This window comes from Spirosoma soli (genome assembly GCF_042684525.1).
Lineage (GTDB): Bacteria > Bacteroidota > Bacteroidia > Cytophagales > Spirosomataceae > Spirosoma > Spirosoma soli.
Window position 1 is genome coordinate 283630 of sequence record NZ_JBHULN010000006.1, and the last position, 22840, is coordinate 306469.

At 49.0% G+C, this 22840-nt stretch carries 23 protein-coding genes; 16 read left to right on the forward strand and 7 right to left on the reverse strand.

Annotated features, from left to right (window positions below; translation table 11 throughout):
* Nucleotides 1-73: 73 nt before the first annotated feature.
* Nucleotides 74-973 carry a WD40 repeat domain-containing protein gene (locus ACFSUS_RS12440; protein ID WP_381523003.1) on the reverse strand — a complete coding sequence of 300 codons (900 nt, stop codon included), beginning with the start codon at nt 971-973 and terminating at the stop codon, nt 74-76.
* A gap of 157 nt (nt 974-1130) precedes the next feature.
* Between ACFSUS_RS12440 and ACFSUS_RS12445 the strand changes: the two genes are divergently transcribed.
* The gene (locus ACFSUS_RS12445) at nt 1131-1751 is read left to right on the forward strand and encodes a 4'-phosphopantetheinyl transferase family protein (protein ID WP_381523004.1); all 621 of its coding nucleotides are present in this window, start codon (nt 1131-1133) and stop codon (nt 1749-1751) included.
* Between the two features lie 85 nt (nt 1752-1836).
* Here ACFSUS_RS12445 and ACFSUS_RS12450 read toward each other — a convergent pair whose 3' ends face one another.
* On the reverse strand, nt 1837-2712 hold the full coding sequence (locus tag ACFSUS_RS12450; RefSeq protein ID WP_381523005.1) for a transglutaminase-like domain-containing protein: 876 nt from the start codon (nt 2710-2712) through the stop codon (nt 1837-1839).
* Between the two features lie 130 nt (nt 2713-2842).
* Here ACFSUS_RS12450 and galE point away from each other — a divergent pair, with 130 nt between their 5' ends.
* The 7 genes from galE to ACFSUS_RS12485 all read left to right on the forward strand — a co-directional run bounded on the left by galE (nt 2843) and on the right by ACFSUS_RS12485 (nt 9161).
* Entirely contained in the window at nt 2843-3886 is a 1044-nt protein-coding gene (gene galE / locus ACFSUS_RS12455) for a UDP-glucose 4-epimerase GalE (RefSeq protein ID WP_381523006.1), read from the forward strand.
* Nucleotides 3887-3934: 48 nt separating this feature from the next.
* A complete protein-coding gene (gene rfbB, locus ACFSUS_RS12460) occupies nt 3935-5005 on the forward strand; it encodes a dTDP-glucose 4,6-dehydratase (protein WP_381523007.1) in 1071 nt (356 codons plus the stop codon).
* Nucleotides 5006-5084: 79 nt separating this feature from the next.
* The gene (gene rfbA, locus ACFSUS_RS12465) at nt 5085-5948 is read left to right on the forward strand and encodes a glucose-1-phosphate thymidylyltransferase RfbA (protein ID WP_381523008.1); all 864 of its coding nucleotides are present in this window, start codon (nt 5085-5087) and stop codon (nt 5946-5948) included.
* A 453-nt stretch (nt 5949-6401) separates the two neighbouring features.
* A complete protein-coding gene (locus ACFSUS_RS12470) occupies nt 6402-6800 on the forward strand; it encodes a hypothetical protein (protein WP_381523010.1) in 399 nt (132 codons plus the stop codon).
* A gap of 38 nt (nt 6801-6838) precedes the next feature.
* Nucleotides 6839-7516, forward strand: a complete 678-nt coding sequence (locus tag ACFSUS_RS12475; protein ID WP_381523012.1) for a hypothetical protein — start codon at nt 6839-6841, stop codon at nt 7514-7516.
* A gap of 113 nt (nt 7517-7629) precedes the next feature.
* Nucleotides 7630-8439 (forward strand): sensor histidine kinase, encoded by an 810-nt coding sequence (locus tag ACFSUS_RS12480; protein WP_381523014.1) that lies wholly within the window; start codon nt 7630-7632, stop codon nt 8437-8439.
* Nucleotides 8440-8501: 62 nt separating this feature from the next.
* The gene (locus ACFSUS_RS12485; protein WP_381523015.1) at nt 8502-9161 is read left to right on the forward strand and encodes a response regulator transcription factor; all 660 of its coding nucleotides are present in this window, start codon (nt 8502-8504) and stop codon (nt 9159-9161) included.
* 66 nt (nt 9162-9227) lie between these two features.
* On the opposite strand, the gene ACFSUS_RS12490 is transcribed toward ACFSUS_RS12485, so the two are convergent.
* Nucleotides 9228-10016, reverse strand: a complete 789-nt coding sequence (locus ACFSUS_RS12490; protein ID WP_381523017.1) for an SDR family oxidoreductase — start codon at nt 10014-10016, stop codon at nt 9228-9230.
* Nucleotides 10017-10106: 90 nt separating this feature from the next.
* Between ACFSUS_RS12490 and ACFSUS_RS12495 the strand changes: the two genes are divergently transcribed.
* The 5 genes from ACFSUS_RS12495 to ACFSUS_RS12515 all read left to right on the forward strand — a co-directional run bounded on the left by ACFSUS_RS12495 (nt 10107) and on the right by ACFSUS_RS12515 (nt 14456).
* Nucleotides 10107-10895 (forward strand): DUF547 domain-containing protein, encoded by a 789-nt coding sequence (locus tag ACFSUS_RS12495; protein WP_381523018.1) that lies wholly within the window; start codon nt 10107-10109, stop codon nt 10893-10895.
* A gap of 65 nt (nt 10896-10960) precedes the next feature.
* Nucleotides 10961-12427 (forward strand): DASH family cryptochrome, encoded by a 1467-nt coding sequence (locus ACFSUS_RS12500; protein WP_381523020.1) that lies wholly within the window; start codon nt 10961-10963, stop codon nt 12425-12427.
* A 75-nt stretch (nt 12428-12502) separates the two neighbouring features.
* Nucleotides 12503-13084, forward strand: coding sequence for a LemA family protein (locus ACFSUS_RS12505; protein ID WP_381523022.1), 582 nt, complete (start codon nt 12503-12505; stop codon nt 13082-13084).
* Nucleotides 13085-13201: 117 nt separating this feature from the next.
* Nucleotides 13202-13633, forward strand: a complete 432-nt coding sequence (locus ACFSUS_RS12510) for a TPM domain-containing protein (RefSeq protein WP_381523023.1) — start codon at nt 13202-13204, stop codon at nt 13631-13633.
* A gap of 7 nt (nt 13634-13640) precedes the next feature.
* Nucleotides 13641-14456, forward strand: a complete 816-nt coding sequence (locus tag ACFSUS_RS12515) for a TPM domain-containing protein (RefSeq protein WP_381523025.1) — start codon at nt 13641-13643, stop codon at nt 14454-14456.
* Here ACFSUS_RS12515 and ACFSUS_RS12520 read toward each other — a convergent pair.
* On the reverse strand, nt 14453-15172 hold the full coding sequence (locus ACFSUS_RS12520) for a LytR/AlgR family response regulator transcription factor (protein ID WP_381523027.1): 720 nt from the start codon (nt 15170-15172) through the stop codon (nt 14453-14455). The two genes, ACFSUS_RS12515 and ACFSUS_RS12520, sit on opposite strands and share 4 nt — an antisense overlap.
* 13 nt (nt 15173-15185) lie before the next feature.
* The gene (locus tag ACFSUS_RS12525; RefSeq protein WP_381523029.1) at nt 15186-16286 is read right to left on the reverse strand and encodes a sensor histidine kinase; all 1101 of its coding nucleotides are present in this window, start codon (nt 16284-16286) and stop codon (nt 15186-15188) included.
* 225 nt (nt 16287-16511) lie between these two features.
* Here ACFSUS_RS12525 and ACFSUS_RS12530 point away from each other — a divergent pair, with 225 nt between their 5' ends.
* The gene (locus tag ACFSUS_RS12530; RefSeq protein WP_381523031.1) at nt 16512-16898 is read left to right on the forward strand and encodes a hypothetical protein; all 387 of its coding nucleotides are present in this window, start codon (nt 16512-16514) and stop codon (nt 16896-16898) included.
* A gap of 154 nt (nt 16899-17052) precedes the next feature.
* The gene (locus tag ACFSUS_RS12535) at nt 17053-19413 is read left to right on the forward strand and encodes a DUF5916 domain-containing protein (protein ID WP_381523033.1); all 2361 of its coding nucleotides are present in this window, start codon (nt 17053-17055) and stop codon (nt 19411-19413) included.
* Between the two features lie 137 nt (nt 19414-19550).
* On the opposite strand, the gene lpcA is transcribed toward ACFSUS_RS12535, so the two are convergent.
* Nucleotides 19551-20123, reverse strand: coding sequence for a D-sedoheptulose 7-phosphate isomerase (gene lpcA, locus ACFSUS_RS12540; RefSeq protein WP_381523035.1), 573 nt, complete (start codon nt 20121-20123; stop codon nt 19551-19553).
* Nucleotides 20124-20227: 104 nt separating this feature from the next.
* Nucleotides 20228-22009: a hypothetical protein gene (locus tag ACFSUS_RS12545; RefSeq protein WP_381523037.1), complete on the reverse strand. Its 1782-nt coding sequence runs from the start codon at nt 22007-22009 to the stop codon at nt 20228-20230.
* A gap of 135 nt (nt 22010-22144) precedes the next feature.
* On the opposite strand from ACFSUS_RS12545, the gene upp reads away from it, so the two are divergent.
* Nucleotides 22145-22792 (forward strand): uracil phosphoribosyltransferase, encoded by a 648-nt coding sequence (upp, locus tag ACFSUS_RS12550; RefSeq protein WP_381523039.1) that lies wholly within the window; start codon nt 22145-22147, stop codon nt 22790-22792.
* The last annotated feature ends 48 nt before the right edge of the window (nt 22793-22840 follow it).

The window sequence follows — 22840 nt, forward strand, 5'->3', positions numbered from 1 at the left end:
AAGTAACGCCCATTATACGGATTTTACAAAAAATAGCAAGAAAAACAGGCGTTTTCTGCCCAAACGGTGAATGTTAGCGCAATTTCCATACCGAAATCGTGCGGTCATCGCTGGCAGATAGAAGCTGCTGGTCATATTCAGTCCACAATAGTTTATTCACAGACGTGCCATGTCCGGCATGGCGGGCGCGGTCAACAACTCTGAGTAATCGATACGTTTCTGCATCCCATATCTTAATCGACTTGTCCATACTGGCCGTAGCTAACAAGCTACCGTTGGGACTAAACGTTAGGTGATTGATAGCAAACATATGTGCGACAATGTCATTGTGAGCAGCATAGTTTTTCTCTACGTCCCACACTTTCAAATGGGCGTCACGTCCGGCGGTAAGCATAAACCGGAAATCGGGCGAGTATGCTACTGTAAAAACAGAATTAGTATGGTCCGCAATTACTCGTTTGAGCTCATAGGTTTCCAGATCAAATAGACGCACGGTAGTATCGCTGTAGCCTACAGCTAGTTCGCGCTCCACCGGGTTAATGGCGATGCAGCGTGCCGACTGATCCGAGGCTTTTAAGTGTTTTCGGACGACCAATTGATTGGCATCAACCACCGCCACCACGCCATCGCCCAGCGCAACAAAAGCATCGTTCTTATGGAATTTTATGTCAAAAATCGCTGCGGATGTTAGTTTAAGCGAGCTTACTTCCCGTTTCTCAACCGGATTAATCAGATGCAGGCCTTCATAATTCTGGCCAACCCATAGCAAACCGCTGGTGGGATGCAGAGCTAACGCATATACCGAGGCTGGTACTTTGGCAACTAACTCCCCCAGATCAGGTTGGCCCAGATGCCATTGTACAATCAAGCCGTCGCCACCCGCCGAAAAAAAATGCTCTCGAGCTCCCCCCCGTTCGAGTGCGTATACACAGTCCCGGTGCCCACCAAACGTATCTATCTTCTCTACAATCACTATCTCGTACCTGGTAATTCGTCTACCAAAGGTAGCGAAACCCTGGCAACCAGGAACTGTTTCTGGTCGATCGGGTTTCGTCAGGGTAAATGCACGTTGTACTTTCTTTTTCCCGGTCGACTTCCGACTTTTGGTTTGTTGCTTTCGATTTACAGTTTTGAACCTACGTATCAACGACGACTGCACTGTTATTCTACGGCCGATTACCGAAGATGAATCGACATTGCGGACCAATCTGCCCCTAACCGCTCTGGAGCTGGAAGAGTTGGCTACCATTAGCCATCCTGCTCAACGCGTTGAATGGTTGGCGTGCCGGGTTCTGATTCGACAATTGACCGAATCGCAGGGAATGCCTTACACAGGGCTGCTTAAAGATGAATTTGGAAAGCCGCATTTAATTGGTACACCCTGGCACATTTCATTATCGCATACCACGGGATGGGCGGCTGCGGTACTACACCGATTAAGGCCGGTTGGTATAGACGTTGAGCCTATTCGGGAACAGCTTAAGCGCGTAGTGCCGCGGGTCTTATCGGAGCCTGAGATTGCGCATGCCGCCGGAGATGTGGATCGGCTGGCCGTGTACTGGTGCGCTAAAGAAGCGTTGTATAAACTATACGGCAAGCGAGAACTCACCTTTCGTGAGCATCTGCACGTGGAGCCATTTGTTGATGGAGCTGATCAACTCGTTGGTCACGTACGTTTGCCAAACCACGAAGAGCAACTGGTATTGCGGTGCTTTCGGGTAGGACCTGGCCTGCTGACTGTGGCCTTTTGATGAGTTATCAAGTTGTAAGGTTATAGAGTTGTGAAGTTGGCTGACGCCTTTGACTCTGTAACCTTACAACTTGATAACTTATACGTTACCGCTGTGTATAGTCAGAAAGAGGTAAGCCGTCGCCGTCGTCTCTGACCGCATTCAGAATTTGTTCCACTTCCCGAACACGTTCGGTATCGCCGTTTTTCTCGAACGCTAAGGTCAAATTACGTAATACACGCCTTACAATGTCAGCGTTGGTACAGGGCTGGTAAAACGTGTCGAGCCGCTTTAAATTCAGTTGATCGATGTACTGATCAATGTCTTTCTTTGTAAAGACAAGGCCCCGATTAAAGACATTAATGTAAAACTGAACACCACTGCTGTTCTTGTACGTTAGCACGAACAGGTTAGGCAGATTGACCCCATAGACCGGCAGATTCAGCCGCTTGGCAATGAGCATGTACAAGACACAAAGCGTAATGGGATTACCGCGACGCGTTTCGAGTACTTGGTTGATCATTGAATTCGCCGGGGAATGGAAATGCTTCGTGTTTGGCGCAAACTTCAGCTTCGAAAAAAAAGCGCTGTTCATCGCTTTAATCTGCTCGTCGGGGTGCATATCAGTTTTGAAATCAACCCAGACGTCATAAAAAAGCTGTTCTACGTCCTGCTTCAATTTATCGAGCGAAAGGTCCGGATACTGATACGTTGCCACAATCCACAGCCCTTCGAGGAGGTCCATTGCTCCACCATTCTTCCAGTCGCGCATTCGATCCAGCACCGATTCATATTGAAGGTCATGGATGATTTCCTCAATACGTTTTTGCAGGGCCGGGTTAAAACTACCTTCCCATTCTGTTTCCAGCAGCGGAATCATTTGTCCGCCCATCTGACGAATTCGCTGTTCGACATGCTCGACTACTTCCTGGTCTTCATCGTCCAGGAGTGAGATAAGGGCTTTTAATTCGTTGTCGTTCATTCGTTTCTGCCGCTTTGTGGAGAGACCCCAGAATAAAAACTGTTTTCGCAAACCTATTGAATATACTACTTTTGTCCGGTTTAACAGGCTGACTAAGTAAAGTAACAACAAAAAATTTATAAAAAACGGTTTGGCAGCTTCACGCAATTCTCCCAAAATTCTGGTTACCGGCGGAGCTGGCTTCATTGGCTCTCACACGGTTGTATCACTGGTTGAGGCTGGTTTCGAGCCGGTTATCGTTGATGATTTTTCTAATTCACAACGTTCAGCGCTAGATGGCCTGCGAGCGATTCTGGGCCGAGACGTAATCTGCTACTCGGTCAATTGCAACGATGCAGATGCGATGGATGATATCTTCAAAAAAGAAGAACTAACGGGTGTTATCCACTTTGCGGCTTATAAGGCCGTTGGAGAGTCGGTGGCACAACCTTTGAAGTATTATCGCAACAACCTCGACTCGCTTATGCTACTGCTGGAACTGATGCCTAAATACAAGGTGCCTAACCTGGTGTTTTCGTCATCCTGCACCGTGTATGGGCAGCCCGAAAAATTACCGGTTACCGAAGAGACTCCCCGGCTGCCAGCGCAGTCGCCGTATGGCAATACCAAAGCGATTAGCGAAGACATCATCCGCGACGTAGTGCAGGCAAAGGTGCCCATCAAAACCATGGCCCTGCGCTACTTTAACCCTGTGGGGGCTCATCCATCCGCGGAAATTGGCGAACTACCACTCGGAGTTCCGGCCAACTTGATTCCCTTTATTACGCAGACCGCAGCTGGCATTCGATCTAGCCTGACGGTATACGGCGACGATTATAACACGCCCGATGGTACCTGCGTCCGTGATTATATACATGTCATGGATTTGGCCGAAGCGCACGTTCAGGCTCTTCGTAAACTGAATGAGACGACTACCGATACTTTCTATGATGTAATTAACATCGGTACAGGTAAGGGGGAAACGGTTCTCAATATCATTAAAACGTTTGAGCAAGAGGCCGGTGTCAAACTGAATTATACTATTGGCCCACGTCGGGCAGGAGACGTTGAGCAAGTGTATGCCGACGTTACGAAAGCAAATCGTGAATTAAACTGGAAAGCCAGCCGGTCGTTGGGCGAGTCACTACGCGATGCCTGGCGGTGGCAACAAAAATTAGATCAATCAACCCGATAAGTCTGTGTCTACTCACCAGATTGTAACTTGTCGACTTATTAATTATTTATGAAAAAAATTCTCATTACTGGTGGGGCCGGATTTATCGGGTCTCACGTGGTTCGGTTATTCGTTACGAAATATCCGGAGTATCAAATTTATAATCTTGATGCGCTGACATACGCCGGCAATTTGGCCAACTTGGCGGATATCGAGAACGAGCCTAACTATACGTTCGTTAAAGGCGACATAACCGACGCCAAATTTCTGGAGGATATGTTTGCTGAAATTCCGTTCGACGGGGTCATTCACCTCGCGGCAGAATCACACGTCGACCGGTCGATTACCGACCCGATGGCATTTGTGATGACTAACGTAGTGGGCACTGTAAATCTGCTTAACGCAGCAAAGAACAGCTGGCTACAGGCGGGGGGCACGCCTGCCTTCGAGGGTAAACGCTTCTATCACGTCTCGACAGATGAGGTGTATGGCTCGTTGCACAACCCGGACGAGTTCTTCACGGAAGAGACGTCCTACGATCCACAATCGCCTTATTCGGCGTCTAAGGCTGCATCTGACCACTTCGTGCGTGCCTACGGCAATACCTATAAGCTACCGGTGGTGCTCTCGAACTGCTCAAACAACTACGGGCCCAACCACTTCCCGGAGAAGCTTATTCCGCTTATGATTCATAACATACAGGCGAACAAACCGCTGCCCGTGTATGGCAAAGGCGAGAATGTTCGCGACTGGTTATACGTTGTGGATCACGCTCGGGCTATTGATGCTGTCTATCATACGGGTAAACTCGGCGAAACGTATAACATTGGCGGCTTCAACGAGTGGAAAAACATCGATCTGGTTCACTTGCTCTGCCAAATAATGGATCGCAAGTTAGGCCGGCCAGAAGGTACGTCGGCTAAGCTGATTACGTACGTTACCGACCGCGCCGGGCACGACCTTCGCTATGCCATTGACGCCCACAAAATCATGAACGAACTGGGCTGGCAGCCGTCGCTTCAGTTCGAAGAAGGTCTCGAAAAAACCGTCGATTGGTTTTTGGCTAATCAGACGTGGCTCGACAATGTTACGTCCGGAGCCTATCAGAGTTATTATCAGGGAATGTACGCGAACCGTTAATGAGCGCACGAGTGGAAGAGTGAAAGAGCGATTGAGCAACTTCACCCTTTCGCTCTTTTGCTCTTTCACTCTTTAACAAATGAAAGGAATTATACTTGCCGGAGGCTCCGGCACCCGCCTACATCCGCTTACGCTGGCTGTTTCTAAGCAGTTAATGCCAGTGTACGACAAGCCGATGATCTATTACCCGCTCTCAATTTTAATGCTGGCGGGTATCCGTGATATCCTGATCATTTCTACTCCCCACGACCTACCTCATTTTGAGAAGCTGCTGGGCGATGGCGAACGTATTGGATGCCGGTTTAGCTATGCTGTACAACCCAGCCCTGATGGGCTGGCCCAGGCGTTTATCATCGGTGAAAAGTTCATCGGTGACGATAAGGTCGCGTTAGTGCTCGGTGATAATATTTTTTACGGCTCAGGCTTATCCAAACTTCTGCAGGCTAACAATGATCCCGATGGTGGTGTTGTGTACGCTTATCAGGTACACGACCCCGAACGGTATGGCGTTGTCGAGTTCGACGAGCAGTTTAACGTGCTCTCGATCGAAGAAAAGCCCGAAAAGCCTAAGTCACACTACGCCGTACCGGGATTATATTTTTACGATAACGACGTCGTTGAAATCGCTAAAAACATCAAGCCCTCGCCGAGAGGTGAGCTGGAGATTACAGACGTTAACCGGGTCTATCTAGAGCGGGGAAAACTGAAAGTAGGGGTTTTAGACCGTGGCACAGCCTGGCTTGATACGGGTACGTTTGAGTCATTAATGCAAGCTGGCCAGTTTGTGCACGTCATTGAAGAGCGTCAGGGGCTGAAAATAGGCTGTCCGGAAGAGATTGCCTACCGCATGAAATTTATTGATGCAGAACAGCTCACGGCTATCGCTAAACCATTGGTTAAAAGTGGTTATGGGGCGTATCTGCTGAATATATTAAAGTCATAAAGGACTACAATTCAAGCGATAAAAAACAAAAAAACGCCGGGGCACATGCTCTGGCGTTTTCATTTAACCTAACCTATGAGATGATGAGACCGACGCTTCGGCGGACCGCCGAAGCGTAAAAACTGGTGTGGCTCGGTGCTTTGATGAGCGTATATCTCAATCAACCTGCGTGCCAGCTACAGTACAAAGGTAAGTGGCTTAACGGGTGCTGAGTAAGCGCAGAAACCCCGATTTTAATCATCGCAATTTGAACAAGCAGAAGCCCGTACTTTACTACGTAGAACTACGCATTAATGGTAAAATGAGTAAGTGTAATTTTCTGTAAATCAAAGGTATACCGTACGATATTCAGCTAGTACATGTTGATACACATACTTATTTATAATAATTTTGGATCTGTTTTGATCATGGTTACTATGATCAATGTACACTACTGAATAGCCAAAATATATTATGAGTGCCTTTACCGAAAACGCAGGACGCTTTCTTTCTAAGCGTGAGACCAAATCCTTAAAAGAAGCTTATCGCGACCGTAAATTAGCGGCTGGCTTGAAAGAAGATGATTACGTCCGCTCCGAGTTTTTTGGTATGAACCAAATCCAACATCTATTAAGCCAACCCGGATGTGTTGGCTTACGAATTCATCATGCGAAGCGTTGGGAAGACGAAGATGGTAACCCCACAGAGTCGGGCGTTGGCCAACTGAAACCACGAGTCTTGTTGACTGGCGTTGATAAAATGGGAAACGATATGCCCATTCGTAGCAGCCAGGCTGGTTTAAAAGACATGCCAGACGATGGAGACGGAGAAACGTTGGGTGAAGGCCATATCTGTCCACGACATTGCGCTTAATACAACGTTGGCCATACCCATAGTCAAGGTATACTCAAATGTGGCAAAAGCTTTACAATCAACTTATAGAATACCCAATCGACTTTATTTCGCACTTCGGTAGCCTGCTGCCCATATTTGTAGGCCTGATTAATTACCGAATCATTGCCAAGGAACACCGGATTGGCATCTTACTGTTTGCGTTTTATTTTATTAAAGACACCTACTCACTTTGGCTTAGTTTACACAGTACTAGTAGTTTACACGTTCAGAACATACAGGCAATCATAGAATTGATCCTGATAGGCGTTCTCTATAATGCTTCTTTCCCGACTAAAGACAAGAAATCACTGGTTGCTGTCCTGACTTGTCTATCGATTCCCTTACTATTCTTTTTCTACCGACACGACGCTGTATCAGCTGAGATTCTGTCAATCTTCAGAATATTCTCTATTACCATATGTCTGGTCTATTTCAATAACCTGATCGCCAGAATGGTTGTCCGCGATATATTGACGTACAGCATGTTCTGGATCACATCGGGCTTGTTGATGTATACGGCTGGCACTTTCTTTATTTTTCTATTTGGTGAATACATATTTAGTCCCAAAGAGGTTATCTCCGATGAGGTTTTTGACTTTTTCTGGAACGTCAGTCAGCTTTTGTTCACCCTTTTTTGTTTATTCTTCGCGCTTGGTTTATGGTTTAGCAAGTATGACCGCAAAAACATCTTCTGACTGTACCACTAAGTTACCACTCACTAAATCACACCTAACAAACCATTGACATTCAGGCAGGCTTTGTTCAAATTTACTCTACTCGGGTTTAGCCGTAAAGAGACAAAACGTTAATGGATTCCAGTTTTGTGATTGCGGTCGGGACGGCCGTATTGATAATGATGGCGGTGTTCATCATTATATTCGTGGCCTACTACCAGCAAAAACAGGTAAAGCAACAGCTGGCCCTTAAGGAGTTGCAGGAGCAGCACCGTCGTGAACTAATGGCCGCTACATTCCGGGGGCAGGAAGAAGAGCGCCGACGACTTGCCGAAGATCTGCACGACGGCATTGGTACCATGTTATCGGTTACCAAAATGAACTTGAATCAATTGGAGCGGCAACTGAACGGCGATAGCGTTCGAGTGAGCCTTCAGATGCAGAAAACGCGCTCTATGCTCGATGAAACAATGACCAATGTTCGGCGCATTAGCCGCGACCTGGTTCCGACTACGTTAGAACGTTTTGGCCTATTACCGGCCCTCGAAGAACTTGCCGACCGGGCCACGGATAGTGAGCTGGAAATCCAATTAAGTTGTCCAGAAACCATTGAACACCTGCCTCCTGCGCTCGATCTGATGCTATACCGTATTGCGCAGGAGCTTGTAAACAATGTTATTCGGCACGCCCGTGCCCGTCACGTTACTATTCAGCTGCACTGTTTCGAAAAAGAAGTACGTTTGTCCGTGCTCGACGATGGCGTAGGCTTCGACTTTGATGCCATCATGGAAAACAAACAGGGTGGCCTAGGGCTACGTAATATCGAAAGCCGATTAAGCGTAGTGAATGGTCACGTTACGTTTGATGTGGCACCCGGACGGGGTTCTCACATTCATGTGCAAGTACAGCTTCACGACGAGCAACCTGTTAATTTATTGAGTTAATTTGTTTGCCGGACGGCCAACGTTAACGACACAACATGGGTCAGCCTCTAACCCCTTCCTCTATGCGAAAAATTAAACTAGCTCTCTGCGACGATCACACGCTGTTCCGCGTCGGAATGTCCACCATTCTTGGTCAGATTTATGACTTCGAACTCATTCTGGAAGCTAGCAATGGGCAGGAACTCATCGATAAAATTCCGCGAAAAATGCCCGATGTAGTGCTGCTCGATCTACAAATGCCGGTCATGGATGGTACCGCTACGGCCGATTACCTGCGCGAAAATTACCCCCTCATTAAGATTGTCGTCCTGACCATGCACGACGAAGATCGAATGGTGTTACATCTGCTCGAAAAAGGCGTAAGCGGCTACTTGCTTAAAGACGCCGAAGCCGGGGAAGTTGAAAAAGCCATTCGAAAGGTGATGGACGAAGGTGTTTACCTGAACGAGTTTGTCTCGAAGGCAATGCTTCGGAAAATGACTAACAAAACAACCATTGCTAAGCCGGTCAATGCATTCTATAACAGCAAGATCCTGCTTTCGGAACGCGAAAAGGAAGTATTAACGCTGATTTGCGAAGGCCTGTCAACGAACGAAATCAGCGAAAAGATTTTTCTCAGCCCCCGCACGGTGGAAGGCCATCGGCTGCGTATTCTGGAAAAAACAGGTACCAAAAATACCGCGGGCATGGTAGCCTATGCGTTCAAAAATAGTTTAGTGTGAGCGTAGGGGCTGGGGGCGTAGGGTAAAACAGCGAACGCACCCCACGCCCTCGGCCCTTCGCCCACCTCAAAGACTACCCGTCTTGCCGCCGTCTACCGGAACGTTGATGCCGTTAATGGATGCGGCTGCGGGAGTACATAGAAACGCTACTGCCGCTGCTACTTCTTCGGCCGTAACAAACCGTCCCGTTGGAATCTCGCTTTCCATCTGAACCGCTGTTTCTTCTTCGGTTTTACCCGATGCTTTCGCGCGCATTGTCAGTACGGCTTCTAGCCGGGCAGTGCGGGTATAACCGGGCAAGACGTTGTTCACGGTGATGCCGAAACGGGCAATTTCTAAGGATAGCGTTTTGGCCCATTGCGCCACAGCTCCTCGAATGGTGTTTGAAACGCCCAGCCCGACAATTGGCTGCTTTACGGATGTAGAGATGATATTCACGATACGTCCGTAGCCTGCTTGCCTCATGCTCGGTACAACGGCCTGCACCAGTGCCTGATTGTTCAGTAGGTGGTTGTGAAACGTTTGTGTAAACTCCTCTGGGTTAGCGTCAAGCAATGAGCCACCCGCCGGGCCGCCAGTGTTGTTGATCAAAATGTGCACATCCGGGAACTGCGCCAGATGCTGGGCTACGGCCGTCGGCACGGCCCCTGGTTGGCTGAAGTCGGCAACCAGATAACGGTGTACCTGGCCGCGTGTCGTGTCTAAGCTAGCAAGCGTAGTTTTCAACGTTTCTTCATTTCGAGCAATCAGAACAACGTTTGCTCCCAATAGAGCCAATTCTACGGCCGTAGCACGGCCAATGCCCTGAGTACTACCGCCCACAAGGGCAGTTTTGCCAGTTAAGTCGAGATTCATCAGCTTTCAATATTTATGTCAAGCGCTTTACCAGACCATTAAACCTTTTGGAACGTAATGGCGTATGTATCGGTAAACAAACAAAAAAGAATGACACATTACACGATAAAAGGAGCGGTAATTCTGCTGGTAAGTGTAGCCTCACTGACGCTGGCCGCTTTCATTTCTTCTCCCCCAGGCACTTCCATCGTTTCGAGCGCTCCTATTGACCATAGTAGCTATGATCGTCTGTTGAAGAAGTACGTAAACGAGAAGGGCCTGGTCAACTATAAAGGATTGAAAAGCGAGGAGAAAGAGCTGAAGAAGTACCTCGATATGATCAGTAATAATCCGCCAACCAGCAAGTGGAGTAAGAACGATCAAATGGCGTATTGGATCAATGCTTACAACGCTTATACAATACAGCTAATTCTGAATCATTACCCCGTTGAAAGCATTAAAGACATTGGCTCTAAAATCAAGATTCCTTTCGTGACGACGCCCTGGGCGAGCAAGTTTTTCAAGATTGGTGGCGAATCGATGAGCCTTGATAACATTGAACATGGTACGTTACGTAAAAATTACAACGAGCCCCGCATTCACTTTGCGCTGGTTTGTGCCGCCAAATCCTGCCCTCGCTTACGCAACGAAGCCTACGAAGGCGATAAACTTATTGCACAACTTGACGATCAGGGAAATGATTTTCTGAATAATCCCGCCAAGAACGCCATTACGCCTAAAAAGGCTAGCTTGTCAAAATATTTTGACTGGTACAAAGGCGATTGGAAAGAGAATGGCAAATCGGTTGAAGATTGGGTGAACCGGTACTCTAAAACGAAAATATCGAAGGATACCCAAATCTCATTTCTAGAATATAACTGGGCGCTGAACGAGCAATAAGGTAGTTACTAAACCAATCTGCTTATTTCAGGTTGTTGGTACGTACTACCGACAACCTGTTTTTTATGCCCCAACGAATTCTATACTGGTTCCGGAATGACCTGCGCCTGCATGACAACGAGGGATTCGACAAAGCCGTGGCCATGGCCGACGAGGTGATTCCCGTGTTCGTTTTCGACCCGAGCTGGTTCGTTGACGTAGACGATTTGGCCTTTCGCAAAACCGGCATCTTTCGAACAAACTTTCTGATTGAAGCCGTAACGGATTTACGACGGTCATTACAAAGTAAAGGGGCTGACTTGATTGTCAGAACGGGCGATCCGGCTAAAATACTGGCCAACTTAGCCGAAGAGACAGGAGCCACGGCGATCTACGCAAGTAAAGAAGTTACTCAGGAAGAAACCGATATCGAATCTGACTTGAGTAAGCGACTTAAGCCGCTCAACGTTGATCTTGACTTATTTTGGGGCGCTACACTGTACCACGTCCGCGATTTGCCATTTGATATTTCCCGGCTTCCGGATGTATTTACTCAATTCCGGAATAAGGTAGAGAAGTACGCTCAAGTGCGCGAGACGATTCCAACCCCCCAACGAGTTCAAGGGCCATCGACCCCCGTAGATGCCGGGCCTATGCCAACCCTGGCGTCGTTTGACTTCCCAGTAGAACTGACAAAAGATGTCCGGGCAGCCGTACCATTTGAGGGCGGTGAAACTGTAGCGCTGGCTCGTCTGCAACGGTACATCTGGGAGAAAGACCTGATTCGGACCTACAAAGACACGCGTAACGGCATGTTGGGCGAAGAGTACTCATCTAAATTTTCGGCCTGGCTGGCGTTAGGATGCTTGTCACCCCGGTTAATTTATGGCGAGGTTAAACGTTACGAGGAAGAGCGTGTCAAGAATGACTCAACGTATTGGCTGATATTCGAGTTAATCTGGCGAGACTTTTTTCGGTTTGTGGCCCTGCGTTACGGAACCAGAATATTCAAGCCGAGTGGTATTCGGCATGATTTAAACCGGAAGTGGCGACGTGATCCTGATTTATTTATGCGGTGGGCCGAAGGGGAAACCGGCATTCCTTTCATTGACGCCAACATGCGAGAAATGAATCAAACGGGCTTTATGTCGAACCGCGGGCGGCAAAACGTAGCGAGCTTTCTCGTCTCCGATTTGGGCATCGACTGGACATGGGGCGCTGCTTACTTCGAAAGCTTGCTCGTAGACTATGACCCTTGCAGTAACTGGGGCAACTGGAATTATGTGGCGGGGGTTGGTAATGATCCACGCCAGAGCCACGACGGTCAGGCGCGCTATTTTAATATTTATAGCCAGGCTACCCGCTACGATGAGGCCGGTAAGTACGTAAAACACTGGCTTCCTGAGTTGGCTCAAGTGCCCGCCGAGAAAGTACATCTGGTATCTAACCTATCACCCGCCGAGCAGTCGCAGTATGGTGTTGCCCTTGGCGATGATTACCCCATGCCAGTCATCAATCCAAATAAGTGGACAAAGGCCGAAAAACACCACTGACGTAGTTTTACATAAAATAATTACGAGTTTTACCCAATTTTGAATCAAGTAATAACCTATTTAGGTAACACAACCATGTCAAGAACCACAATTATTGTCGTTGCTATTCTACTTATTCTGGGCGTATACGGTTGTAGCTCTTACAACGGTCTCGTGCAGAAAGACACCTCTGTTGAGAACGCCTGGGCTAACGTGCAGACCCAATACCAGCGCCGGGCCGACCTGATCCCTAACTTAGTTCGGACGGTGCAGGGGGCTGCTAACTTCGAAAAAGGAACGTTGGTAGCCGTACAGGAGGCTCGTTCTAAAGCGACTAGCATTAATCTGACGGCCGACCAGTTGACGCCCGAAAATATTCAGAAATTTCAGGCGGCTCAGGATCAGTTAAGCGGTTCGCTATCGCGGCTGCTGGCTGTTGCCGAGAATTATCCGCAGTTGAAAGCGACACAAAATTTTTCTGAACTTCAGGCGCAGTTAGAAGGTACCGAGAACCGTATTACCGTGGCCCGTAACGACTTCAATGGCGTTGCTACCAGCTACAATCAATCGGTTCGTTCGTTCCCGAATAATATTTTCGCGGGCGTGTTCGGCTTTCAGCGTCGTGGTCTGTTCGAGGCTTCACAAGCCGCCCAAAGCGCACCAACGGTACAGTTTTGACGGCTAGCTTTACCCCTCCTAACCTCCCCTTGTAGGGGAGGAGTAAAACTACTAGCTATTTAAAAACTCCTCCCCTTGTAGGGGAGGCCGGGAGGGGTAAAAACGACTCATTAAGCTATGACCAACCCGTTCACCTCCGACGAACAACAGCGCATTGTGAATGCCATACGGCAGGCTGAAAAAGCTACGTCGGGTGAGATTCGGGTGCATGTTGAGCCCCATTGCGCTAACAACGATCCTGTCCAGCGAGCCATTGAGGTGTTTGCCCGGCTGGGTATGCACCAGACAAAAGATCAAAACGGAGTGCTGTTTTATCTGGCTCATGTTGATCGAAAATTTGCCGTAGTCGGTGATAAGGGAATTGACGCAAAAGTGCCTGCCGATTTTTGGGAAAGTACCAAAGAGTTGCTGCGCACTCACTTTGCGGCTGGTAACTACGTTGAAGGCTTGAGCCAGGGTATCGAGCGGGCTGGGCAGCAGTTGAAACACTACTTTCCTTACGCTAAAGACGATACCAACGAACTCGCCGACGATATTTCGTTTGACTGACACATCTGTGAACGTACCCACCTTTTTTCATATCGCCCGAGCGTTACGTTTAGGGCTGTTATTGTTTCTGCTGACCGCTTCGTCTACTGTGTGGGCGCAGGTTAGTAGTGCAGATTCGGTTATACCTGACCGGCCTAATCCGCCCCGGTTAGTTAACGACTTTGTGGGTGTGTTGAGCGGTAGCGAACGTAATCAGCTGGAGCAGAAGCTCCGTGCTTACAACGATTCGACGTCAACGCAGATTACAATTGTTATTGTCCGAACCACCGAGCCGTACCCCATCGGCGACTTTGCGTTTCAGGTAGGGCGAAAGTGGGGAGTAGGGCAAAAAGGCAAAAACAATGGTCTTGTACTGGCCTGGGCTACCCAAACCCGCAAAGTATTTATTGCCACCGGTTATGGCCTGGAAGGAGCTATTCCCGACGCTATCGCCAAACGAATCATCAGTAATACCATTGCCCCGGCTTTCAAGCAGGAGCAGTATTTTGAAGGGCTGGACAGGGCCACAACCGAAATCATTCAGCGCGCTCGGGGCGAGTATAAAGATGACACGGACCAATCGACGGACGGCGGGGGCGTAGGATTCATTCTGCTGATATTTATTCTGATCATCGTTTTCTTTATTATCTCGCGCCGAAACCGAGGGGGCGGTAATAGTGGCAATCGGGGTGGTGGCTTCTTCCCGCCCGTCTTCTTCCCGACATCAACCTACTCGGGTTGGGGTGGCTCGGGCGGTGGCGGCTGGAGTGGCGGTGGTGGCAGTGACTTTGGCGGCTTCGGGGGCGGTAGCTTTGGCGGTGGTGGCGCCGGTGGTGATTATTAACCCGCTTTCTCCAGGTATCTCATCACTTCGCTTCGGTAGTTACGGCCGATTGGCAGTTCGGTCGTGCCAACCCGAACCGTATAGGCGCTAAAGGCGGTTATTTTAGCACTAGCCACGATAAACGACCGGTGTATTCGTATAAACTGCAGGGAAGGTAACGTTTCTTCAAGATAACTGATGCGCAGGTACGTCACGAACGTTTGCTGATGCGTCTTGATCTTGACGTAATCTTTCATACTCTCGACCCACAAAATATCGGTTAGCAAGACTTTGACCACTTCTTTGTCCACCCGGATGTATAAATGCGATTGGGCCGTCGGCTGGTTGGAGGAAGCCGCTTCCGGGGTATCGGGTAGCCGACGTTGGAACGCTTTCCCAACCCCTTTCATGAATCGGTCGAACAGAATAGGTTTCAGCAGGAAGTCGACAACATCCAGCTCATAGCCTTCCAGCGCAAATTCGCGGTAAGCAGTAGTCATAACTACCATAGGCGGGCGCGTTAGCGTTTTCAGGAAGTCGATGCCTGTCAGCCGGGGCATCTGAATGTCTAAAAACAGCAGGTCAACGGCTTTGCGCTGCACCAATCCAAACGCATCTACGGCGTTAGAACTGGTGCCGACCAGCTCAAGATCTGGGAGCCGGGCAATGTAAGAGGTTAACAATTCGACCGCTAGTGGCTCGTCGTCCACTACGGCGCAGCGTAGCTTAGGCGTCATACATAATGTAAGGTCAGGCGTAGACGAGTGTTTCGGGTACCGTATCGCACATCAGAGCCGACAGGGCGATGGTCAAGTCTATGGTGAAAACAGTAGGCTCGTTCGTAATGACCAGCCGATGCTGGTCTTTGTAAAGAATCGCCAGTCGACTGCGTACATTTTGCAGGCCGATGCCCCCTTTACCCGTTGTTGGCTCGTCGTCAGCATCTTTACTGTTTCTAATCCGTATTCGTAAGGTGTCATCCTTCAATGCCAAGTCAATTTCAATCCAGTTGTTGGCTAGTTGTTGACAAACGCCGTGCTTGAAGCAGTTCTCGACAAACGGCAGTAGCAACAGCGGAGCGATGACAAAATCGTATACGGCTGGGTCGGCGTTTAGGGTCAGGCTGAGTTGGGTGCCGTAACGGATTTGCTGCAAATTCAGGTAGTTATTGATGTAATCCAGCTCGCTTCGAAGCGACACCCGCCCGCTTTTACTGTCGTAGAGCATATAATCGAGCAGCGACGACAACCGATAAATCATATCCGGTGTTTGGGGCGAATTCTTGAGCGAGAGCGCATAAATGTTATTCAACGTATTGAAGATAAAATGCGGTTGTACCTGTGATTGCAGCAATTCGAGTTCGGCCTCTCGTTTAGCTAACTGTAATTGCTGATTCACCTGTCGTTGCTGGTTCCACTTGTTGGCAAAATAGATCATCACGGCAGCTCCAACAATGGTGAACTGATCAACGGCTAGCGTAATCAGCTTAGGTAGAAAAAGCAGCGGAAACTGCGCTGGAATGTAAGGGTAATAGGTCGGGTAAATCAACGTATAAATCAGCACGCGGTCGAGCAATACAAAACCGATGAGGCCAAGGGCTAACCCGACGTAAAACGATCTGTGTTTTCGTGCTAGCAGGTACTTCTCGATCAGGAAATTAATCGTGAAATAGACGGCTGCGGCTGTGATCGGGACGCAGATTAAAGCGGTGAAAAACTCAGCTTCGTAGGGGTCTCCTACAATTTCTGAACAGGATTCATTCAGAATACTGGCGTAGGCCAGCCATGAATAAAGAAAATAAGCAGTCCAGAAAAGGCCGTGTATAGCGATTGTCTTTTGCTTCACTGTCATTGGCGTAGGTCGTTTTTACAACGAAAGCTACAGGTTTCAACGCACAAACGGCACAACCGAACGGGCTTTTTAGACGAATAGCTGTTTGACACGACGAACGGCTGTTAGAGTAGCTGAATGCCCTTAGTCTGAGTACTATAGCGTATGAATGGCCATGACGTTGTTGGGCTAAAAAAACAGCGTGACTCAGGGCGGCTGAATAGTTTTGTCTCAAAAACAAATCACATGAACACGCTTTTTCTTCCCATTCTGCTCGGGCTTTTGCAAACGGCCGATACTGTGTATGTTCGACCTTCTTTTGCCGTGAGCATGTACGTTGTTCAACCCACTGGCAGCGTTCGGGTGGCCGTTGACAATTACTGGTCGCGTCGGCTGTTGATTCAGCTCGTTGACGCTAAACAACAAGTTGTGTACGAAGAGGCTATTCGGCCGAAGGACCAACCCTACCGACGGCTGTTCAACCTTGATCAGTTAACCGAAGGAACCTATCACTTACAAATTAGCGATGGTCGTCAGACGGTTACGCGCAATGTAGCCGTAGGCGCACCGCTGCCTCCGCCTGTGCAGCCACTACGTTTAATACGTGTCGCAGCAAACGAGCTAACTCCGTGATCCGACGAACGGCATTTGTCGGGCGGCTCTGCTTTTTATCCCAGGCAGCAACCGTTCGGCGAAAAAGCCCTCGGTGGGCGGGCAAATCAATTATTTTTGCCTGTTGATTTATCCGCCCACTATGTTTTCCCTTTGTCTACGTTACTTATTATGTTTGTTTATTCTTCCAGGTTGGGCTTTCGCCCAGTCCAGTGGTGTAGTGTCGCCAGATTCGGCACCGTCTGATGCCGTCCAGGTGGATTCATTAGAGAAGAACCCCGTGAGTAATGGTCAGACTAGCCCGCAGCAAGCCAGCATTTTTGCGCCCTCGAAAACGCCGAAAACCATCCGGGCAACCGAAATTCTGGATAATCTCAAAGTAGACGGTTCGCTTACTGAAGCTGAGTGGCAGCGGGCTACCCCCGTCAGCAACTTTTTTCAGGTTGAACCCTACCAGGGCAATCCACTCGGCTCGCAGACCGACGTTCGGGTGCTTTACAACCGTAAATTTCTTTATATCGCAGCCTTCAACCGGGATACGCTCGGCCGAAGCGCTTTACGGGCCACTGACTTTAAACGGGATTTCGACAATCAGGCCCACGATTACTTCGCGGTGTCGATTGACGGGTTCAGCGACCGGCGTAATGCCATGTCGTTTTCAACCAATCCTTACGGTACTCAACGCGATTTACTTTCGTTCGACGATTTGCTCTATGATATTGAATGGGATGGCCTTTGGCGGGTCCGAACTTCCCGGACTGATTCGGGCTGGGTAGCCGAGATGGCCATTCCCTGGCAGACCTTGCGTTATGCCCGATCACTGGGGACCAGTGCGCTACAGGCGATTTCTGGTGATTCAACCGGTCAAAATAATGAACAGTCGTGGGGGATTAATTTTGCCCGTAACCGGCGGGCTGCCAATGAGTTATCGGCTTGGTCACCTCATCCGCGGGCTTTTACACCCCTGCGTATGGAGTATGCCGGTCGGCTAACGGGTATCAAACCTCCGCCACCCTCGCCCAACGTTCGCATTCAGCCCTATATACTGCTGTCTGATGATGCATATAAGGGTACTGAAGTGGGTGATTCACGCGCTACTAAAGTTAAAATTGGTGGAGATGCTAAATGGGCCATCAACCCGAACGCGGTGCTGGACCTAACGGTGAATACTGACTTCGCGCAGGCCGATGTAGACCGACAGGTGAACAACGTCACTCGATTTTCGGTATTCTTCCCCGAACGCCGGCAATTCTTCCTGGAAAATGCCAGCTTGTTTGGCGTTGGGTTGGTAGGAAGAGATCTTGGCGAGGGGGGTAACATGACTATACAGCCCTTTTTCAGCCGTACGATTGGTTTGGCGATACTGCCTGACGGCACCAGCAAGCCCGTTCCTATTGACGCCGGAGCGCGGTTCGTTTACCGATCCCTAAGCCGCAACTTTGGGGGGATGTTTATTCGCCAGCGTGGTACGGACGATAGCCCTACGACGGACTTTATAGTTGGCCGCTTCTCGCAGAATATCGGCCGTCAGAATCGTATCGGGGCTTTGCTTACGGTTAAAAACGTTCATACTGGCGCGGGTGTTAGCTCGTATCAAAATAGTGTTCTGGCACTCGACGGATTTTTTCGCCTAAGTTCATCGCTGTCCTACAATGCAATGGTCATTGGCTCGACGTCGTCGGGTGGTACTGGCCAGGGTATGGCGGGCTATAGCCAGTTTTTTTACCGGTCTAATCAATTTGTTGGCTGGATAACCCAATCTGTCGTTACGCGCGGTTTTAACCCCGAAATGGGATTCGTTTCGCGCAGTGATGTAGTGGCTAATACACCGGGTTTCTTTTTTGTGAACCGCGGTAAGTGGTTGCCCAAGTGGATTCGGGGTTTTGAACCCGGCGCATTCGTGGAGATGTACCATAAAGCGTCGACGGGCCGTTTGCAGGAGTTGCAGGTGAATATGAATCCTGTCTGGTTCGCTTTTCAGAACGGCGGTTTTCTGGGCTTGTTTGTCAACCCTAACGTTCAACGTTTAGACGATGGTGATTTCCGCCCACTTGGCATTGGGATTGCCTCGGGTACGTATCGTTACGCCCGTTATTCCTTGTTATTCAGCAGCGACGCGTCTAAAAAGGTATCGTATCAACTCAATGCCGAAACGGGTAACTATTATGATGGTCGCCTGAATTATGTGTCGGGTACGTTACGTATTTCTCCCATACCGCATTTTTCGTTGACGAGTAGCGCCGAAATTAATCAGTTTCGCAATGTTGGTCTGGAGCGTTACTCGCAGACAGTTGGCTTGTACAGCATTGAAAGCCGGATGGCAGTAAATCCCCGCCTGCAACTGATCAGCTTTTTTCAGCGGAATACGTACAACGATAAGAACGTTTGGAATGTCCGGCTGGCCTGGGAATTTCAACCACTTTCGTTTTTGTATATTGTTTACAACAATGGCGTTTACGCCGGCTCCCTCCGCGAGCGCGACCGTCAGCAGGAGCAGCACATTATTGGCAAACTGTCTTACTTGAAACAGTTCTGAAATGTCCGAACCACACGGGCGGCCTTGCGGTATCCAGAGAAGGATTTTCAAGATTTTGTTAAGAGATAAGCGACACAAACAAAATCCTGTAAATCCTTCTTTAGATCCCGGCCGCGTCGGCGATCCGGTCAGACATCTCAGACAACCTGCTTTTCAATCAACAAAATGAGCAGGTGAATGACTTTAATGTGAATTTCCTGAATGCGATCGGCGTATCCGAAGTGTGGTACTCGAATCTCTACGTCGGCCAGATCAGCCAGTTTACCACCGTCATTGCCCGTCAGTAAAACGACTTTCATTCCTTTTTGCCGGGCGGCTTCCACAGCCCATACTACGTTCACAGAATTGCCGCTTGTGCTCAGGCCAAGCAATACGTCGCCCGCTTGCCCCAGGCCTTCGATGAAACGGGAAAACACGAACTCGTAGCCAAAATCATTGCCAACGCAGGAGAGATGGCTAACGTCAGAGATGGCAATGGCCGCTAACGACCGGCGATTTTCGCGATAGCGGCCCGAAAGCTCTTCGGCAAAGTGCATAGCGTCGCAATGGGAACCACCATTGCCGCAGGATATGATTTTACGGCCGTCCACAAGAGCGTCGGCCATAAGCCGGGCTGCTTGTTCGATGGCGGTAAGGTGAGCGGGACTCTTAAGGAAAGCGTCCAGAACCGATTGCGCTTCAATCAATTCCTGGCGGATGAGGTCAAGCATATAGTGAGTTGAAGAATCATAAAGTTATAAAGTCATAGAGTGGTAGAGTTCAGCTTTCAGACTCAACTCTACCACTCTATGACTTTATAACTTTATAACTGAATTTAGAATACCCAGTTTCTGTACGGTAGGTTCCAGCGCAGGGCAAAGCTGGCTACCTGCTCGGTATAACTATTCGGTCGATATTGGCTGTCCTGGAAGCGGTATAAAAAGCGGCCTTCCAGAAAGATGTTGTGCCGGATCATATACGACGCTCGCAAATCAGCGTAAGTAACTACCGTTTTCCGACCCTGTCCTATGAAATTACCGTCATCGCGAAAACGGGTGTTGTAATCTTTTAAGATATTACCTCCGTAATTAATGTTTATGTCAGGATCGGCTCCGTAGGTAATAATTCCGAAAATACCGTTCGCCGATAGTTTTTTGCGTTGATACCGCACAATCCCCAGGCCTTCCAGGAAGTTAGCGCCCAGCGGGTGCGCCAGCGGCTGGCTGTAATGTGCGTAGTTCGTCTGACCAGAGCTCACGGTTCGAGACGATTCGTGCGAGTACGTATATGGCCGGGCTAGATTCATCTCGACTTGCAGATCGAGGTTCGGCACCGCAAAGGCGTCAATGTACTTCGCTCCAAGCTGGAACGCGAACTTATTGGTCCAGTTGCCCGTACCATCCAGCAACTGCTTAAGCCGAAACTCGTCCAGCAGGAATTGACTGTATACCAGAAAATGGGATAGGAAATTGGCCTTTAAGTCAATACCAATCATGGCGTTATCAGCGCTGCCAAGCCCTGACTCTACGTAACGGTATAAAATAATTGGGTTTAAATAGCTAAGGTCCAGCCGATCGCGACTGAACACCTCGGCTTCGAATACCCCGACGTTCAGGTGGTCGTTGACGTTGATGCTCAGGTGGTGCATAGCCGCAAACTTGGGCGGAATCAGCTTATCCCCTTCGGGTAAGGGCGCCTGGGTATTCTGGAGCGATGTAAACAAATTAGTGTACTGAATCCGGCGGCCTAGACGAGTCGACAGTTTCAGAAATAAATAAGGAGGGGCGTTGTCGGAGAGCAGTAGCGAGCGAAAACCATTGCCAAAGAAGTTACGGTCGTGGCCAAATTGCACATTGATGACCTTGAGCGTATTGAACGTAATGTAGCCGCGTGCCGACAGAAAATCGACGCCGTTTGTCCGGTAGGTCTTTGTAAACCCTTCGCCCGGTGCGGAGCCTTCTCTACCTTCAAACCGGCTGTATACCTGCCCATACCGCTGAACGTAGCTTGGGTAAATGGCCTGATTGTCGGAGAAGAACGTGTAGAAACCTAACTTACGACCGATGGTGCCACGGACTTCTAAGCCGCGCGTATTAACGAAAAGCTGGTCTAATCCTTCGTCGGTAGTTTCTGTTTGCTGCGTTCCGTTTTCAATACCAAAACCGAAGTTGAACACCGGATTTACGTGGAGATCAATGTCCGGTGTTTGCAAGCTATAGAAATCAGCTTTCTTGTGATAGAAATGTTTGAGCAGCGGTTGACGGCTATCGCCCGGTTGGGCCGACGGTAACAAATGCTTAGCCAGCGGATCAGGTTTCAATGAGTCGTATGGGGCGACCCACTCCCAACTGTCGTCGCGCAGGTAATCGTAATTAAAGTAATCAGTATCGGACAGCCCTCGGCCGGGTTGTGCGGCTAGGCTGTCATTTAACTCAATAATGCTCTGGCGGTTATACGGTTTTACCGAACTATGAAAACCTTCTGCCCAGCGATTTTGCCGAATCTCAAACCGATCAATAATGTGGTAATAATCCGCATTAAGAGGGACAAATGGGCTTTGCGCCCGGGCAGATAACGAAAGAAACAAAAAACAGAAAAGGTAAACGTTGCTACGCATGAAAGTTACCGGCTGTCGGCCTTGCTGTGCTTGATCAGACGACGAAACAGGCCGTATGAGTCGGTTAAATTAGGCAATTGGTTTGGATATACGCCAACCATGCGGCTAATTTACGGCGAAAGACGCTCTCTTCTTATGTTTGTTTTTACCCAGCAGCCTTCGTTGGCTAACCAATTTATAGCCGAACTTCGCGATGTTTCTATTCAACGCGACCGCCTTAGATTCCGCCGAAACCTGGAGCGACTGGGTGAACTGATGGCTTACGAAATCTCGAAGACGCTGCCGTATAACAACGTAAAAGTAAAAACCCCACTCGGTGTTGCTGATACACAAGTGCTTCGTCAACAGCCAGTTCTGGCTACTATTCTTCGGGCAGGGTTACCTTTTCACCAGGGATTTGCCAATTATTTTGACCAGGCAGAAAATGCCTTTGCCGGGGCGTATCGCGGCTACGTACCTGGGGAAGGCGACGAGTTTGAAATTGAGATGGACTACATTGTAGGACCAGACCTAAGTGGCAAAGTACTTATCCTTTGCGATCCGATGCTGGCGACCGGCCGTTCGCTCGAAAAAGTATATCATGCGTTGCTTCGTTACGGTATTCCGGCCCAAACGCACATTGCGGCTGTAATCGCCAGTCCCGAAGGCGTCCGGCACGTACAACAACAATTACCGCAGTGCCATTTGTGGCTGGGTGCCATTGACGATCACCTGAATGAGCACTTTTATATTGTTCCCGGCCTCGGCGACGCCGGAGACCTTTCATACGGAGCGAAAGTGTAAGGATAGGTGAGTTAGGATCTACGAAGTACAATTGATTAGCCAATGCTA